The organism is Methylomonas sp. PHL2-19, assembly GCF_059331595.1.
Genome location: NZ_CP196839.1, coordinates 2,355,470 through 2,371,835, shown reverse-complemented (window position 1 = coordinate 2,371,835; position 16,366 = coordinate 2,355,470). Strand labels below are relative to the sequence as shown.

7 protein-coding genes are annotated in these 16,366 nt (G+C 52.4%); 2 read left to right on the top strand and 5 right to left on the bottom strand.

Translation table 11 applies throughout. The features are described 5' to 3' along the window. Positions 1 to 16 precede the first annotated feature (16 nt). The 5 genes from ACR02O_RS11010 to ACR02O_RS10990 all read right to left on the bottom strand — a co-directional run bounded on the left by ACR02O_RS11010 (position 17) and on the right by ACR02O_RS10990 (position 8,416). Positions 17 to 2,320: a PAS domain S-box protein gene (locus ACR02O_RS11010; protein WP_494523387.1), complete on the bottom strand. Its 2,304-nt coding sequence runs from the start codon at positions 2,318 to 2,320 to the stop codon at positions 17 to 19. 243 nt (positions 2,321 to 2,563) lie between these two features. Beyond that, positions 2,564 to 4,744 carry an EAL domain-containing response regulator gene (locus tag ACR02O_RS11005; protein WP_494523386.1) on the bottom strand — a complete coding sequence of 727 codons (2,181 nt, stop codon included), beginning with the start codon at positions 4,742 to 4,744 and terminating at the stop codon, positions 2,564 to 2,566. Positions 4,745 to 4,761: 17 nt separating this feature from the next. Further along, positions 4,762 to 6,615 carry an ATP-binding protein gene (locus tag ACR02O_RS11000; protein ID WP_458137163.1) on the bottom strand — a complete coding sequence of 618 codons (1,854 nt, stop codon included), beginning with the start codon at positions 6,613 to 6,615 and terminating at the stop codon, positions 4,762 to 4,764. Positions 6,616 to 6,628: 13 nt separating this feature from the next. Beyond that, complete coding sequence (locus ACR02O_RS10995) at positions 6,629 to 7,441, bottom strand: HDOD domain-containing protein (RefSeq protein ID WP_494523385.1); 813 nt, start codon at positions 7,439 to 7,441, stop codon at positions 6,629 to 6,631. Between the two features lie 42 nt (positions 7,442 to 7,483). Beyond that, positions 7,484 to 8,416, bottom strand: coding sequence for a response regulator (locus tag ACR02O_RS10990; protein WP_458137161.1), 933 nt, complete (start codon positions 8,414 to 8,416; stop codon positions 7,484 to 7,486). 347 nt (positions 8,417 to 8,763) lie between these two features. On the opposite strand from ACR02O_RS10990, the gene gspE reads away from it, so the two are divergent. Continuing rightward, the gene (gene gspE / locus ACR02O_RS10985; RefSeq protein WP_445369889.1) at positions 8,764 to 10,470 is read left to right on the top strand and encodes a type II secretion system ATPase GspE; all 1,707 of its coding nucleotides are present in this window, start codon (positions 8,764 to 8,766) and stop codon (positions 10,468 to 10,470) included. A 145-nt stretch (positions 10,471 to 10,615) separates the two neighbouring features. Next, positions 10,616 to 16,336, top strand: coding sequence for an autotransporter domain-containing protein (locus ACR02O_RS10980; protein ID WP_494523384.1), 5,721 nt, complete (start codon positions 10,616 to 10,618; stop codon positions 16,334 to 16,336). The last annotated feature ends 30 nt before the right edge of the window (positions 16,337 to 16,366 follow it).

Below are 16,366 nucleotides of genomic sequence, written 5' to 3'. Positions count from 1 at the left end.
GCGGAGCCCCTCCCGCTTAACAAGTTTTAGTAAAACGCAGAGTAAAGGTGGATCCGTTTGTCCGATCCAGGCTCATCTGTCCCATGAGTTGATTGGTCAAGGTATCAACCAATTGCAGACCCAGCGAGCTGCTTTTTTTGAAATCCATTTCGCTGGGAAGGCCGATGCCGTTATCGGAGATTATCAGGATGTATTCGCCTTGCTCCTGTGTGAAAGCGATGCCGATTTCGCCGCGCCGATCTCCGGGAAATGCGTACTTAATGGCATTGGACAGTAATTCGTTGATGATCAAGCCGCAGGGTATCGCGGTATCGACATCGAGAAACACATTGTCTATCTTCATGTTGAGCTTGAGCTTGTCGGAATACGCGCCGTAGCCGAACAGCAAATGGTCGGATAGGCTACGAATGTATTCGTTGAAATCTATCCTGGCCAAGTCTTTGGATTGATAAAGTTTTTCGTGTAACAAGGCCATGGCTTTGATGCGATCAGCACTTTGTTTGAGTAAATCGGCGGTCTCCGGACTCGTTACATTGCCGGCTTGGAGGTTGATCAGGCTGGACACCACCTGTAGGTTATTCTTGACCCGGTGATAGACCTCCTTAAGCAGCATTTCTTTCTCGTTGAGGGTTTGTTTCAGCTTATCGTGGGCACTCTGGCGCTCGGTAATATCAACGATGGAGCTGAGGACGATGATGCCGTTATCGTCATCGATCAGACCCAGGCCGATTTCGACCGGAAATTCGGTGCCGTCCTTGCGTAGCCCGTACAGATCGCGTCCGGCTCCCATCGGCCTGGAAACCGGATCGGCTAGGTAGGCCCGGCGGAAACCGACATGTCCGTCGCGAAATCGCTCGGGAATCAACATCTCCACCATTTGCCCGATCAGTTCGGTTCGCGCGTAACCGAAGGATGCTTCCGTTTGCGCATTCACCATCACGATGGTGCCGGACTCATTCACCATCACGATGGCATTCGGCGCCGACTCCACCGCTTGCCGGAATCGTTGTTCCAGGCGCTTGCGCTCGGTAATGTCGACGATCGAACTGAGCACCAGGGTTTCTTCATGGCTTTCGATCAGCCCCAGGCCGATTTCGACCGGAAATTCGGTGCCGTCCTTGCGTAGCCCGTACAAATCGCGTCCGGCCCCCATAGGCCTCGAAACCGGATCGGCAAGATAGGCCCGGCGGAAACCGATATGCCCGCCGCGAAAACGTTCCGGAATCAACATCTCCACCCTCTGCCCGATCAGTTCGGTTCGCGCGTAACCGAACGAGGCTTCCGTTTGCGCATTCACCATAACAATGGTGCCGGACTCATTCACCATCACGATGGCATTCGGCGCCGACTCCACTGCTTGCCGCAACCGCTCCTCACGTTGTTTATATTCGGAAATATTGTCATGGATTACGATAAGCCGGGCTAAATTCTGGTCGGGAAACAGGATGACTTTCCCTGCAAACCATAACTGACCGGAACCGGTGTAATAAGGATATTCAAGCGAAAAGCTGGATAAAGCGCCGTTCAAAACCGACCTAATACCCTCTGCGAACGCCTTTCCGCCCCTATCGTTGGTCAGCCCGGTGTCCAGCAGGGCCAGATAATTCTGTCCGGGTTGAAGGCTTGCTTTATCCCCGGCGTATGCCTGATCGAAATCAAGCCAAGGCCTGCTGACTTTCAAGATATTGGCAGCTCCATCCAACACACAGTATTGTTTTGACAAGGAATCCAATATGGAGCCGTTAAAATGTTCGGCGTTGTGCGCTGTATCTTGCCGGCCCAAGTCAGCCGGCAAGGCTTGGGCCGTGGGTTTTTCCAGGATGTCCGACCGGCTTTTTTCCTTCTGTCTAAGCGCCAAGGCTGTACCGACTTGGCCGGCAAGCATCTTGAGGCCATCAAGTTGATTGACGCTTAACTCGCGCTGTACGACGTCGAACACACAAAGTGCGCCTAATGCTTCACCAGTGGGAACTAGAATCGGGCTGCCCGCATAGAAACGGATATGCGGCTCGGAAACCACTAGGGGATTGGCCGCGAAGCGACTGTCATGCTCGACATGCGTTACAACCAACACATCCAGGTGTGATAGGGTTGGTGTGCCGAATCCGCAGTCTCTGGGTTGTTCGTTGGCCGCTATGCCCTTTTTGGCTTTGAACCACTCGCGGTCACTATCGACCAGTGTGATCACCGCAAAAGGCGTATCGCACATTAGTGCTGCCAGCCGGACAATGTCGTCAAAGTTTGATTCGGGGGGCGTGTCGAGGATGCAGTATTCGTGCAGCTTTTGTATCCGCAGAGTTTCAGCTTTCGATTCAAGCATAGCGAGTACCCCACCTCGGTTTAGCCACTAGGGCTAATCATAATCTATAATTCAAAATCAGGTGCTAATGTCAGTATGGTAAAAATAGTCTCCTGGGGAACGTGCGGGCAGTCCGCCGAATGGCATTCATTATCGGTTTTTCTGCTACAAAAAACTTTTATTTGCCAAAGTTACGCGGCTTATTTCATGATCATTAGATGAAAAATCCCGTTATCCGCGAATAAGCGAAATTGGCTGTCCCGGTCAGTTGGTTTTTTTCAGCAGTTGCTCCACTTCCAAAGCCGGCAACGGTCGGCTAAAGAAATAACCCTGAATTTCATCGCAGCCATTCCGCGCCAAAAAATCCATCTGTGCCTGTGTTTCAACCCCTTCTGCTACCACTTTAAGTTTAAAGTTGTGCGCCATCGCAATAATGGTCAACACTAAAGTAACATCGCCCTCTCCCAACGGAATATCGTTGATAAATGCCTTGTCTATTTTAAGATTATCGAAGGGAAATCGTTTTAAGTAGCTCAAACTTGAATAACCCGTACCGAAATCGTCCATGGAAATCAGAATGCCGATATTCTTTAGCCGGGTCAAAGTAATGGCTACATTATCCGGGTCTTGCATCACCGCGCCTTCGGTTATCTCCAAATCCAGAAAACTCGCGTCCAATCCACTTTGCCGTAAAACACGGGTAATAGTTTGATCAAACGTGGGACTATGCAACTGCTTGGGTGAAACATTGATCGCCATATTGATGGCGGGTAATCCCGCCAACTGCCAAGCTTTAGCTTGCAAACAGGCCGTATGCAACACCCATTCGCCTATCGGCAGAATCAAGCCGGTATCTTCCGTCAATGGAATGAAGTGATCGGGGGGAATCAAGCCCTTTTCCGGATGGTTCCAGCGCAGCAAAGCCTCCATACCGCTAATTTGTTCACTATGCAAATCGAACTTGGGTTGATAATAGACGACAAATTGCTCCAATCGTAAAGCTTGGCGCAAGTCTTCCTCCAGCATCAAACGCTGCATAAGGCGTTGGTTGAACGCTTCAGTATAAAAACTAAAGCTATTCCTACCCTTATCCTTAGCGTCATACATGGCGGTATCCGCATGCTGAAGCAGGGTCTCTTTGTCCGCCCCGTCTGCAGGATAAAAACTGATGCCGATACTTACCCCCCCATGCAGGGTATGCCCATTGAGCTGTAGAGGCTGCGAGATTTCGGTAATGATTCGCGCCGCGATCAAAGCAGCATCATCGGTTTTAGCGATGCCTGGACATACACAGACAAATTCATCGCCGCCATATCGCGCTACGCTATCGCAAGCTCGGACGCAATTCAGCAGTCGCCCGGCAATGATTTTTAGGAACTCATCCCCCACCGAATGTCCCATCGTGTCATTGATGACTTTAAAGTCATCGAGATCCATAAAAAACAGGCAGAATACTTTGTGCTCGCGTTGCGCGGTAGTGATGGCGTTATTTAGACGATCATTAAGAAGATTGCGATTGACCAGCCCGGTTAGATCATCATAGTTGGCTCGATATTCCAACTGTGCCTGGTTGGATTTGAATTCGGTAATATCGTCGACGATGGCGACAAAGTGCGTCACTTCATCATTGGCGTTTTTGATTGGCGCGATAGCCAGTTCATTCCAGAACAATGAGCCATCCTTGCGATAATTACGGATAACGGCATAGCCGGTTGTCTTCCGGCGAATTGCAATTCGGAGACTCTCCAAGCCAGGCTGATCATGATCCTCGCCCAGCAGAAACGAAAGGTTTCGGCCAAGTACTTCCGCTTTGTCGTAACCGGTAATGCGTTGAAACGCCGGGTTGGCATAAACCAGGGGATTGCCGGCTTGTCTGGCATCGGTAATGGTGATGCCATTGCGTGCGGCTTCAATGGCTTGATTGTGGAGCAACAGGGTTTTATTGGCTTGCGCCAGCTCTGCTGTACGTTGTTCGACTTTTTCTTCCAGATGTTCGTTGATGGCTTTCAGTGCATCGTTCTGTTGCCGGATGATAGCCGATAAGCGTTCCTGTTCTTCACGCAAACGTTTTTCTTGCAGTGCGTTATGAATCAATAGTTTTAATTCTTCGCCATTCCAAGGTTTCGTGCAATAACTGTAAATCCGGCCTTTGTTGACTGCTTGGATAGTCGATTCTAAATCGGCATAGCCTGTCAACAAGATACGCACGGTATCGGGCCATCGCTCAAATGCTTGAGCGAAAAATTCGGCGCCGTTCATTGTCGGCATCCGCATATCGCAAACAATTAAGTCAACCGTATGCTCGCGCAAAACCGTCAAGCCCTCCGCACCGCCCTCCGCAAGATAAAGCGTGTAATTTTCATGCCGAAACAGTCGATGCAAGGCTTTGAGCACATTGGTGTCATCATCGACAAACAGTAAAGCCGCCCGCCGATCGTTGGTCATTGGTGATGGCGGCAAATTCATAAGTCGACCGGCTGTTCTTTTTTTGGCAATACCACGCGAAAGGTGGTGCCTTCGCCGATCCGGCTGTCTACCTTAATTTCGCCCTGGTGCTTTTTAACGATGCTGTAGGAAACGGACAGTCCTAATCCCGTTCCTTTGCCCACCGGTTTGGTGGTAAAGAAAGGGTCGAAAATTTTATTGGCGTGCTCGGGCAAAATACCTTGCCCCGTATCGCTCACCTCAACCCAAAGGGTGCCGTTTTCGCTGCCGGTACGGATGGTGATCGTACCTTCCTTTTCAATGGCGTGGGCGGCGTTGACCAGCAAATTCATAAATACTTGATTCAACTGATGCGGCAAACACCAGGCACGCGGAATGTCCCCGTATACTTTGACGACACTGGCTTTGTATTTGATTTCGTTATTGACGATATTCAGTGTGCTATCCAAGCAGTCGTGCAAATTCGTCCATTGCCACTCGTCGGCACCGCCAGCATGCGAAAAATCCTTGAGATCCTGAACGATTTTTTTGACGCGCGACGCCCCCTCGTGAGACTCAACCAATAAATCGAGCACATCGGTTTTTAAAAACACCAGATCGATTTGCTGCTTGAAATCCTGAATTTGCCGAAGTTGTTCGCCGTCGGCGCATTCCCCCTCAGTTTTTTCATATTTTTCCACCAACGCCAGCAAATCTTCCACGTAGGTTTTCAATGAAGTGAGATTGGAGTTGATATAGCCGATAGGATTGTTGATTTCATGCGCGACACCCGCCGCCAATTGGCCGATGGAAGACATTTTTTCGGACTGTACCAATTGCTGCTGGACTTCTTGTATGGTGTCGAGGGCTGTCTGTAATTCCTGATTGCGCTGTTTCAGCAGGTCTTCGGCATTTTTATGCTGGGTAATATCCACAGTGATGCCGTCGATGCGTACCGGTGAGCCGGCATCATCGCAAACGGCGCACATGCGATGAAACAACCAACGAAGCCCGCCATCGGGGCGGTGAATACGATAGATTACTTTCTGGATACTGTTAGTCTTTAAATCGGCCAGACTGGCTTCCACCTGCTTTCTATCAATCGGGTCAATAATATTCAGCCATAACTGCGGATCATTTAAAAAATCCTCGACCGGCCGACCGGATACCTCAGTGGCGGCCTTGTTGAGATACAGCAATTTCATCGTGACCGGCTCCATCGACCAGACCACGCTATCCAGTGAATTTAAAATGTCGTTGAGGCGTTTTTCCGACTCATTCAAGCGTTTGTGAGCCTCTATTAATTGCTGGTTGGCATTGGCATAGCGTTGATTTGCGTTGGCAAGCTGCTGGATGCGCTTGCGTTGATCACCATGTAACCTAATGTTGTCGATCACGAGCGTGATCGGATTAACTAATTTTTGTCCGTGGTCTAAATCCGCTCCCGTGTAACTACACTCATCGTTAAAACTGTTGACCGATAATGCGCCAATCAAGCGCTGGCCTATCTGCAATGGCCAGCACATGGAGGCAACCGGTATGCGGGTTTTGGTTTTGGGTGGGTAGCGGAGAAAGCGCGAGTCTTTATTGATATCGCCCTTGATCAATAGCGCCTGCTGGTTGGCCAATACCCAAGCTATCACGCCGTTGCCATTGGGTATCGCGCTGCCGACACATTCCTCAGGCAAACCGAGCGCAGCGACTATGGTTAAACAGCTGCTGTCTTCGCCTTCATACAAGACTAATGAGCCGGTATCGGCTCTAAATCCCTCTACAATATGACGCAGTAATTTTTCGAATATCTTGTTTGTATCCTCTTCAAACGCATCGGATTGCCCTAATTGGTAGAGGTTATAAATCCAGTCCCATTGTTGCGATTCAGTTAATAACATAATGCTCCCGAATTTATAGACCGGCGACGACCTGATTGGCGAATTGTTGACTAGAATTAGCCCAGTCTATGGCTTGGTCAAGAGGAATGTTCAGCATCTCAAGTATCTGCACAATAGACTCCGGATACTCAAAAGCCTGGTCGTCGCGTTGTGTGGCAAGTACCAGAAAATTGGCCATATGGATCATCAATTCTAACGATTTCCCTTCATCTTGCCCGCGTGGGATTTCGTGCTGTTCGATAGCATGCTGAATCGCCATCGGTAAATTCCAATGCTTTGCGACATTGCAACCGATCTCCGCATGATCAAACCCCAAAACGTGCCGTTCCGCTTCAATTCTATTGAGATGTTGCCCCGTAGTAATACTGCTAAAATCGTCTGGAAATAACAAAACAATGGCCAGCAGCCCGATGTCATGCAGCAATCCCGCCGTAAAGGCAATATCCTGATCCATACCGGTATGAATCGCCAATTGTCGAGCACACTCCGCGACTGCCATGCTGTGATGCCAAAACTGTGAGTAATCGAAATCTTGGCGGTCCAACCGAAACAGGTTCATAAAACCAAGGCCTAACAACAGGTTTTTTACCCGGTTAAGCCCCAACACCACCACCGCTTCCTGCAAAGAACCAATTTCTCGAGACCTACCGTAAAAAGGCGAATTGGCGACGCGCAAAATCCGTACCGCCATGTGTGGGTCTTGACTAATTTTGTTGGCGAGATTGGACAAGTTTTGCTTGTCGGCCTTGAACTGCAAGGCATCCATGATTACAGTGGGTAAGGACGGCAAATCAGTCAGCAGGGTCGCTTGGGATTTCGTATTCATGTCGGCAAACTCCACTTCTGTACTTTTCTGAGACAGTCAAGGTTATGTCTTGACTGACGAAAGCGCCACTATAGTGCCTTTTGATTGACTAAGTTCACCCATTGGGCTTATCCACACGTACAGGGTCTTACTATTGCCTAAATCTAAGCAGCTGCCGTTAAATTCTGCCGCAGTTTCAGAATCCTTGGTTTGCTGTAATACATGCAATAAGGGGGCGGGCAAAACACTCTCTGCTTGCAGGCCAAGCAAGCATTCGTTGGGATAACGCTGGAATAGCGAGTCCGCAAGTCGATTGGAAGAGGCGATCATGTGTCGTTCATCAAGGCCAAGAATAGCCAACGGCAAATGCTCAAGTATTTCCTGAGATATTTCCAGCATTTTGATGTTATGTACGATTTCACGGGTTTTTTGCATCACTTGTTGTTCCAAACTTTGATTAAGTCTGGCAAGTAAATCGTTTGAATGTTGGAGCTCTCGAGTCAGCCGTTGATTTTCCTGTTCCATTTCATGATATTCAAACGCTTCGCGAACGTTCTTACGCAGCAACTCGTCATCCCACGGCTTAGTCATAAATCGGTAAATCGCCCCTTCATTGATGGCGCCAGTCACCGATTCAAGATCGGTAAAGCCGGATAACACCACCCGTACGGTTTTTGGATAGAGCTCTTTAACTTTGCGCAAAAATTCCACACCGCTCATCTTAGGCATACGCTGATCGGATATGATCAGGGCTATTTTATGATCGACAAGTAAATCAAGCGCTTCTTCCGCACCATTGGCAGTGAGTATGCTGTAGCCATCTCTGCGCAACGTACGTTTCAGCGCATTAATAATGTTCGGTTCGTCGTCGACCAATAGCAACGTTCTAGGGGGGTGAGTACTTTCTGCCATAGCCGTATATTTACGTTTTGTTGAGCTTGTCGTGGATTGTATCGGCAATACCCGTTTGGTCAAACGCTTCAAATGATCTGACATCTGAATTTATATAAGGATGGCTACAGACATTTGCTTTTGACAAAGGTGCAGGCAAGTATAGGGGCGATGCCAAGCCATTGGGGCTTGCCATCATGATCAACCTACCAAGCAATTGATCAGTATTTAACCGTCAACTCACCATGGTGCGATCTGACAAAAGCGGGAACCCAAGGGCGTCAAAATCCCCAACACTCGCCACCCCAAAAACAAGAAACTGTTCGAGCAGCGCCTCATTCCCTCTCTAACGCGGCGCAAGAGTCACCATCCCATAAACAATTACTGCCGGACTGAGTGGAAAATCGCTACAATGCGCCCGAGTTCTGCAAGTTTAGGCCGACACAGTGAACATGGAAACCGTGGAAAACCCCGAAAAATACGCCGCCTTTCTCAGCTTGTTAAAAAGGAAAGGTAAGCTCTCCGACAGCGATTTGAGTAAAGTCCGCCGCATGCAAAAATCGGCATTGGACGACTCCGTGCCGCAACTGCTGATCAAACTGGGTTTGTGTTCGGACAGCGACATCGCCGGCAGTTTCGCCGAAGCCAGCGGGATTGCTCGCGTAGGTCCGGCACAGTACCCGCCGCAAACGCCGCTGCCGGATAGTGTTTCGCAGCGTTTTTTAAAGCAATACCATGCCGTAGGTCTGACGGCGGACGACGAACAGATCCAAGTCGCGGTGATGGACCCGGAAGATGACTATGTGACGCAAGCTTTACAACTTGCCATCGGCAAACCCATTAAATTGCAAATCGGCCAACTTTCGGAAATCGACGCCGCGCTGGAATTGCAATACGGCGAAGGCAAGTCGCAAATGGACAAGCTGATGGACAACCTGAATGTCGAGGAAGAAGGCAGCGAAGACCTTGAACATCTAAAAGATCTAGCCAGCGAAGCGCCCATCATCAAGATGGTGAACTTCATCCTACAAAAAGCCGTGGAAAGCCGCGCCTCGGACGTGCATATCGAACCGTTCGAGCAAAGCCTGAAAGTGCGCCTGCGTATCGACGGCGTGTTGCAAGACATCGACTCGCCGCCGGTCGCCTCGACCGCCGCCGTGCTGTCGCGGATCAAGATCATGGCCAAGCTCAATATCGCCGAGCGTCGCTTGCCACAGGACGGCCGCATCAAATTGCAAATGATAGGCAAGGAGCTGGATTTGCGGGTTTCCACCATTCCTACCCTGCACGGCGAAAGCGTGGTGATCCGCTTGCTGGACAAGGAAAACGCGGTATTGGATTTCGAAACCCTGGGCTTCGTCGGCAAACAGGCCGAGCGCTTTATTGAAGTACTGGCGCAACCGCACGGCATTTTGTTGATCACCGGCCCGACCGGTAGCGGTAAATCCACGTCGTTGTATGCCGCTTTAAAAACCCTGAATACCTCGGAACGCAAGATCATCACCGTCGAAGATCCGGTGGAATATCAGTTGGAAGGCATCAACCAGATTCAGGCCAAACCACAAATTGGTTTGACTTTTGCATCGGCCTTGCGCTCCATCGTCCGCCAAGACCCGGACGTGATCATGATCGGCGAGATGCGCGACCTGGAAACCGCAAAAATTGCCGTGCAATCGGCACTGACCGGTCACTTGGTGTTATCCACCCTGCACACCAACGACGCCGCCGCCGGCGTCACCCGCTTGCAGGACATGGGCCTGGAAGAATACCTGCTCAGCTCTACCATCAACGGCATTCTGGCCCAGCGCTTGGTGCGCCGCCTCTGTCCGCACTGCAAACAAGCCCACCCGGCCTCGGACACGCTGATCGAAGAAATGAAACTTAGACAGTGGCAACCTACCGGCGAAATCCTGCTGCACAAACCGGTCGGCTGTCCCACCTGTAACGGCATCGGCTATAAAGGCCGACTGGCGATCATCGAATTTTTGACGATGACCGACACGATCCGCAAGCAAATCATGAAACACGAAGAAGCTTTCGTGATCCAGCAAACCGCGATCCAGGAAGGCATGCAAACCATGTACGAAGACGGCGTCGGCAAAGCCTTGCAGGGTATCACCACCTTAGAAGAGGTATTAAGGGTAACGACCGAAGCTTGAGCTGTTTAATCGGCGCCCGACAACAAACTTTCGTTGATCTAAACCTAGAAAGGCTTTGAATAACAAAGCCAACATACCGCATAACAAATAGCGTCAAGTGGAATATGACTAAAACCCACTTTTTAATCAACATCATGGATTCAAGATGTGCCAATCGCCAGCCGAGTCTGCAAATAATCCAACGATAGCCAAACGACGTTCGCGCAGCGTCGGCGCCGATGCCTCTTTCGCTTTCTCGGCGTTGCTGATCGGATTTTTTTCAACTGCCGAAGCTGCCGTTTGTACCTGGCAAGGTGGTGATGATATTTGGTCTACGCCCGCTAACTGGTCATGTGCCGCAAGCCCCGGAGCGGCCGATGATGCGGCTATCAATGTCGGCCAAAATGTGGCTCTTGATATTTCGCCCACTGTGGCAAATTTCAGTATGGCGCATGCCGGGGCGACTTTGAGCGGTGCCGGCACATTATCCTCAACCAACGACTTTGATATGCAAGCCGGCACGGTCAGTGCGATATTGGGCGGTAGCGTCGGATTGACCAAAACTACTGCCGGCACCGTGACACTCAGCGGGGCGAATACCTACACCGGCAACACCCAAGTAAATGCCGGCACGTTAGCCTTGGGCGCCGGCGATGTGCTTGCCAATGCCTCGAGTCTGGTCGTCAACGGCGGCACTTTTGATTTGGGTGCGAACAACGACACTGTCGCCGGCGTGCAATTACTGTCCGGTTCGATTACCGGCACCGGCACTTTGACGTCTACCAGCACGTTTGATGTGCAAGCCGGCACGGTCAGTGCCAATTTGGGCGGCAGCGTGGGCTTGAACAAAACCACCGCAGGTACCGTGACCCTGAGCGGCGCCAATACCTACACCGGCAACACCCAAGTCAGCGCCGGCACGTTGGCCTTGGGTGCCAGTGACGCGCTTGCCAACACCTCCAGCTTGATCGTCAACGGCGGCACTTTCGATTTGGGTGCGAACAACGACACCGTCGCCGGCGTGCAATTACTGTCCGGTTCGATTACCGGCACCGGCACGTTAACATCAACCAGCGACTTTGATATGCAAGCCGGCACGGTCAGCGCGGCGTTGGGCGGCAGTGTGGGCTTGAGTAAAACCACCGCCGGCACCGTGACCCTGAGCGGGACGAATACCTACACCGGCAACACCCAAGTCAATGCCGGCACGTTTGCCTTGGGCGCCGGCGATGTGCTTGCCAATGCCTCGAGTCTGATCGTCAACGGCGGCACCTTTGATCTGGGCGCAAACAGCGACACCGTCGCCGGCGTGCAATTGCTGTCCGGTTCGATTACCGGCTCCGGCACTCTGACGTCGAACAGCACGTTTGATGTGCAATCCGGCACGGTCAGCGCCAAGCTAGGTGGCACCAATATCGGTCTAAACAAAACCACCGCCGGCACCGTGACGCTGAGCGGCGCCAATACCTACACCGGCAACACCCAAGTCAGCGCCGGCACGTTGACCTTGGGCGCCAGCGATGTGCTTGCCAATACGTCCAGTCTGGTCGTCAACGGCGGCACTTTTGATTTGGGCGCAAACAACGACACCGTCGCCGGCGTGCAATTAACGTCCGGCTCGATTACAGGCACCGGCACGTTAACGTCAACCAGTGACTTTGATATGCAAGCCGGTACGGTCAGTGCCGCACTAGGCGGCAGCGTCGGATTGACCAAAACTACTGCCGGCACCGTGACCCTGAGCGGGACCAATACTTACACCGGCAACACCCAAGTCAACGCCGGCACGTTGGCCTTGGGCGCCGGCGATGTGCTTGCCAATGCCTCGAGTCTGATCGTCAACGGCGGCACTTTCGATTTGGGCGCGAACAACGACACCGTCGCCGGCGTGCAATTACTGTCCGGTTCGATTACCGGCTCAGGCACTCTGACGTCGAACAGCACGTTTGATGTGCAAGCCGGCACGGTCAGCGCGGCGTTGGGCGGCAGTGCGGGCTTGAGTAAAATCACCGCAGGAACCGTGACGCTGAGCGGGACCAATACTTACACCGGCAACACCCAAGTCAGCGCCGGCACGTTGGCCTTGGGCGCCAGCGATGTGCTTGCAAATGCCTCGAGTCTGGTCGTCAATGGCGGCACTTTCGCTCTAGGCAACCATAACGACACAGTAGATGGGGTGCAATTAACGTCCGGTTCGATTACCGGCTCCGGCACTCTGACGTCGAACAGCACGTTTGATGTGCAATCCGGCACGGTCAGTGCCGCACTAGGCGGCAGCGTCGGATTGACCAAAACTACTGCCGGCAGCGTGACACTGAGCGGGACGAATACCTACACCGGCAACACCCAAGTAAATGCCGGCACGTTGGCCTTGGGCGCCGGCGATGTGCTTGCCAATACGTCCAGTCTGGTCGTCAACGGCGGCACCTTTGATCTAGGCGCAAACAGCGACACCGTCGCTGGGGTGCAATTACTGTCCGGTTCGATTACCGGCTCCGGCACTCTGACGTCGAACAGCACGTTTGATGTGCAATCCGGCACGGTCAGCGCGGTATTGGGCGGCAGCGTCGGATTGACCAAAACTACTGCCGGCAGCGTGACCCTGAGCGGGACGAATACCTACACCGGCAACACCCTAGTCAGCGCCGGCACGTTGGCCTTGGGTGCCAGTGACGTGCTAGCCAACACCTCCAGCTTGATCGTCAACGGCGGCACATTCGCTCTAGGCAGCCATAACGACACAGTGGCAGGCGTACGACTGCTGTCGGGGTCTATCACCGGCGCCGGCACCTTGACTTCGAACAGTGCCTTTGATGTGCAATCAGGCACGGTCAGCGCCAATTTAGGCGGAAGCGTGGGCTTGAGCAAAACCACCGCCGGTAGCGTGACGCTAAGCGGCAGCAATACTTATACCGGCAACACCCAAGTCAGTGCCGGCGCGTTGACCTTGGGCGCCAGCGATGTGCTTGCCAATACGTCCAGTCTGGTCGTCAACGGCGGCACCTTTGCTCTGGGCAGCCATAACGACACAGTGGCAGGCGTACGACTGCTGTCGGGGTCTATCACCGGCGCCGGCACCTTGACTTCGAACAGTGCCTTTGATCTTCAATCCGGCACAGTCAGCGCCAATTTGGGTGGTGGCGCGGGTTTGAACAAAACCACTTCGGGTACGGTGACCTTGAGCGGCACTAACAGCTACACCGGTAACACGCTGGTAGATGCCGGCGTATTGAATTTTACCGGCAGCAATACCCACTCCGGCAATTTCACCGGCAACGGCACCTTGCAATTCGGCGCAGGCACGCAACAATTCAATGCCGGCACCAACCTTGGCACAGCCAATATCACTTTTAGCGGTGGGACCAATCTAGTCAACGCCGGCGTTGCCCTAACGGCCACCGATGCGGTGTTCAGCGGCGGAACAACCACTATCGCCGGCGATTATTCAGTAAGCAATTCCACGACGGTATCGGGCGGCACCGTCAATTTTTCGTCCGCGGCGACCAAGCAGCTCAATCTGGGTAGCACTTTTACCATAAACAATGGCACCGTCAATTTACAGCACAGCAGCACCGAGGTGAGTCGTTACGTGCAGACTGGCGGCATATTATCGGGCCCAGGCGAATTAAGAGTGCAATCCGCAGTGCTTTCCGGGGGCGAGATGCGCGGCCCAGGTAGCTTGATTATCAGCGGCTCGGGAGGCTCCGCCAGCGACTTATTGCTGAACGGCAATTTCATCCTCAACAATCAATCGACGGTCATTAATTCCGGCAATGTGCGCGTGACCAGTAATGCCTCGTTTATCGGCAACGGCACTTACCGGCAGACCGCGGGTACTACCCGGGTAGACGGGGTTTGGAGCCAGGCTTTGACCGACATACAAGCCGGCAGCTTCGGCGGCAACGGCAGCGTCAGCGGTCCGCTCATCAACAATGGCACGGTCGGCATCGCCGGTTCGCACCTGACTTTGAACGGGCCGGTATCCGGCAACGGTTCTTACGCCGGCATCGTGGACATAAACAACAGTTTCTCGCCGGGTCCGGGTGCCAATGGGCAAGGGATAGCGGCCATTGACGCCACATCGGCTGATTTGATTTTCCGCCAATCCGGCAGCTTGAATTTGGAATTGGGCGGGGTAAACGGACAGTTGGTAACCGATTCGATTACTGCGCGCAGCATCGATATTCAAGGCGCAAAGCTTAACTTACAACGCTTGGCCAGCCAGCCTAACTTCTCGCCGCAACAGGCTTTTTCGCAGTCTGTGCTGTTGCAAACCACCAGCGGCAGCATCTCCGGAAATTTTAACCAAAGCATTACCTGTCCGGAAGGCTCCAGCGATATGTTTATATTTTCCAAGCAGGAAAAGCAGTTTTTGCTGACCATGGTGCCCAGATTGCCCAATCTGGTTCCCGCCGACGTGCAATCCTTGGCCAACGCCTTACAGCAAATAGACTGCAGTGCCTCAACCCCAACTAATCTGCAGAATCTATTGAACGGCTTGAAACCCTTTTTAGCAAACGGTAACGCCGATGCCAGCAAAGTAGACCAATTCATCAGCGCGTTGCGGCAAATCAGCCCTGGCCAAATCGCGGCGGAACAAACCGTATCGAACCAAATAGCCAAATTGCAGACCGGCAACATTACTCAGCGACTCGTCACCCTGAGGTCCGTAAGCGTCGGCACCGGTTCCGCTTCAAGTTTCAAGTCGTCCCCCACGTTCAACACACCGGTAAGCAGTTCAATGGCTATCGGCAGCGCTCCGGGCGTTCTCAGCGCACCCAGCTCAGCCAACAGTATCAGCTCACCGAATGCGTCAAGCAGCATAAACACGCCTAGTAGTGCACCCAGTGCGCCCACCAGTTCAGTTAGTTCAGCCAGTTCACCCAACACACCCAGTTCTAACGCTATCAGCATTCAGGCTTCAACGCCGGAAAAAGACGGTCAACCCTCATCCAATGCCCCCTCCTCGGTCAGTATTTCCCTAAGCACGGGTAATGACAGCGACGGCACCGATCTTATCTCCGGCTTCAGCAATTTGGGCTTATTCATTAACGGCCAATTCGAATGGGCTGATAGAACCGCGACGGTCGTTCAACGCGGTTATGCGTCCACGATGTCCGCCGTCACTGCCGGTGCCGACTATCGCTTGAGCAAACGGCTACTCTTGGGTTTGTCTGCCGGCTACGGCAGCAGTACTGCCCTGATTTCCCAACAGGGCGGCAGCCAAAGCATAGACGGGTACACTTTATCAGCCTTCGGCTCGTTAAACCTGACCGATAACTGGTACGTTGATCTGGTCAACAACCTGACTTATAACCAATACGATTCCAAACGTGTCACGCTTTATAACGATGCCAACGGCACAGCAATTAATGAAACGGCATCCAGCCAAACCGATGGCTGGCAAAATCGCACCAGCCTCAGCAGCGGTTACGACATAGCGGTAAAAGAATGGACATTCGGCCTTAGAGGCCGCACGGAATACGGTTACAACTTTGTCAACGGCCGCAAGGAACAAGGTGCCGGTTTAGGCATGAACATGATAGTCGGCGAGCTGGACAACGAGTCGTTGAGCAGCAGTATCGGCGCGATGGTCTCGCATGCGCTGAGCACGCCGGTGGGCGTGCTGGTTTCGCAAGTGAATGTCGAGTGGGAGCATCAGTGGTTCAACAAAAACTCCTTGATTACCACCCGCTTCGTCGATTCGCCTAACAATGCCTTTACCACCAACAGTTTTAGCGTCGATAAGGACTACATCAATCTGCGCGCCGGTTTATCCGCCCAACTGCCGTTTGGCGGCTCGGCATTCGTGCAATACGACACCACCTTCGGCCAGCAATACGTTTCCCGCCACGCCTTTAATGTCGGGATACGCATGGAGTTTTGAGATACGCCCGCAACTACTTTATAGTGGCGA

Excerpts from the sequence above, each read along its gene's own strand:
- ACR02O_RS11010 (WP_494523387.1), bottom strand. The coding sequence starts at position 2,320 with ATGCTTGAATCGAAAGCTGAAACTCTGCGGATACAAAAGCTGCACGAA.
- ACR02O_RS11005 (WP_494523386.1), bottom strand. The coding sequence starts at position 4,744 with ATGACCAACGATCGGCGGGCGGCTTTACTGTTTGTCGATGATGACACC.
- ACR02O_RS11000 (WP_458137163.1), bottom strand. The coding sequence starts at position 6,615 with ATGTTATTAACTGAATCGCAACAATGGGACTGGATTTATAACCTCTAC.
- ACR02O_RS10995 (WP_494523385.1), bottom strand. The coding sequence starts at position 7,441 with ATGAATACGAAATCCCAAGCGACCCTGCTGACTGATTTGCCGTCCTTA.
- ACR02O_RS10990 (WP_458137161.1), bottom strand. The coding sequence starts at position 8,416 with ATGTCAGATCATTTGAAGCGTTTGACCAAACGGGTATTGCCGATACAA.
- gspE (WP_445369889.1), top strand. The coding sequence starts at position 8,764 with ATGGAAACCGTGGAAAACCCCGAAAAATACGCCGCCTTTCTCAGCTTG.
- ACR02O_RS10980 (WP_494523384.1), top strand. The coding sequence starts at position 10,616 with ATGTGCCAATCGCCAGCCGAGTCTGCAAATAATCCAACGATAGCCAAA.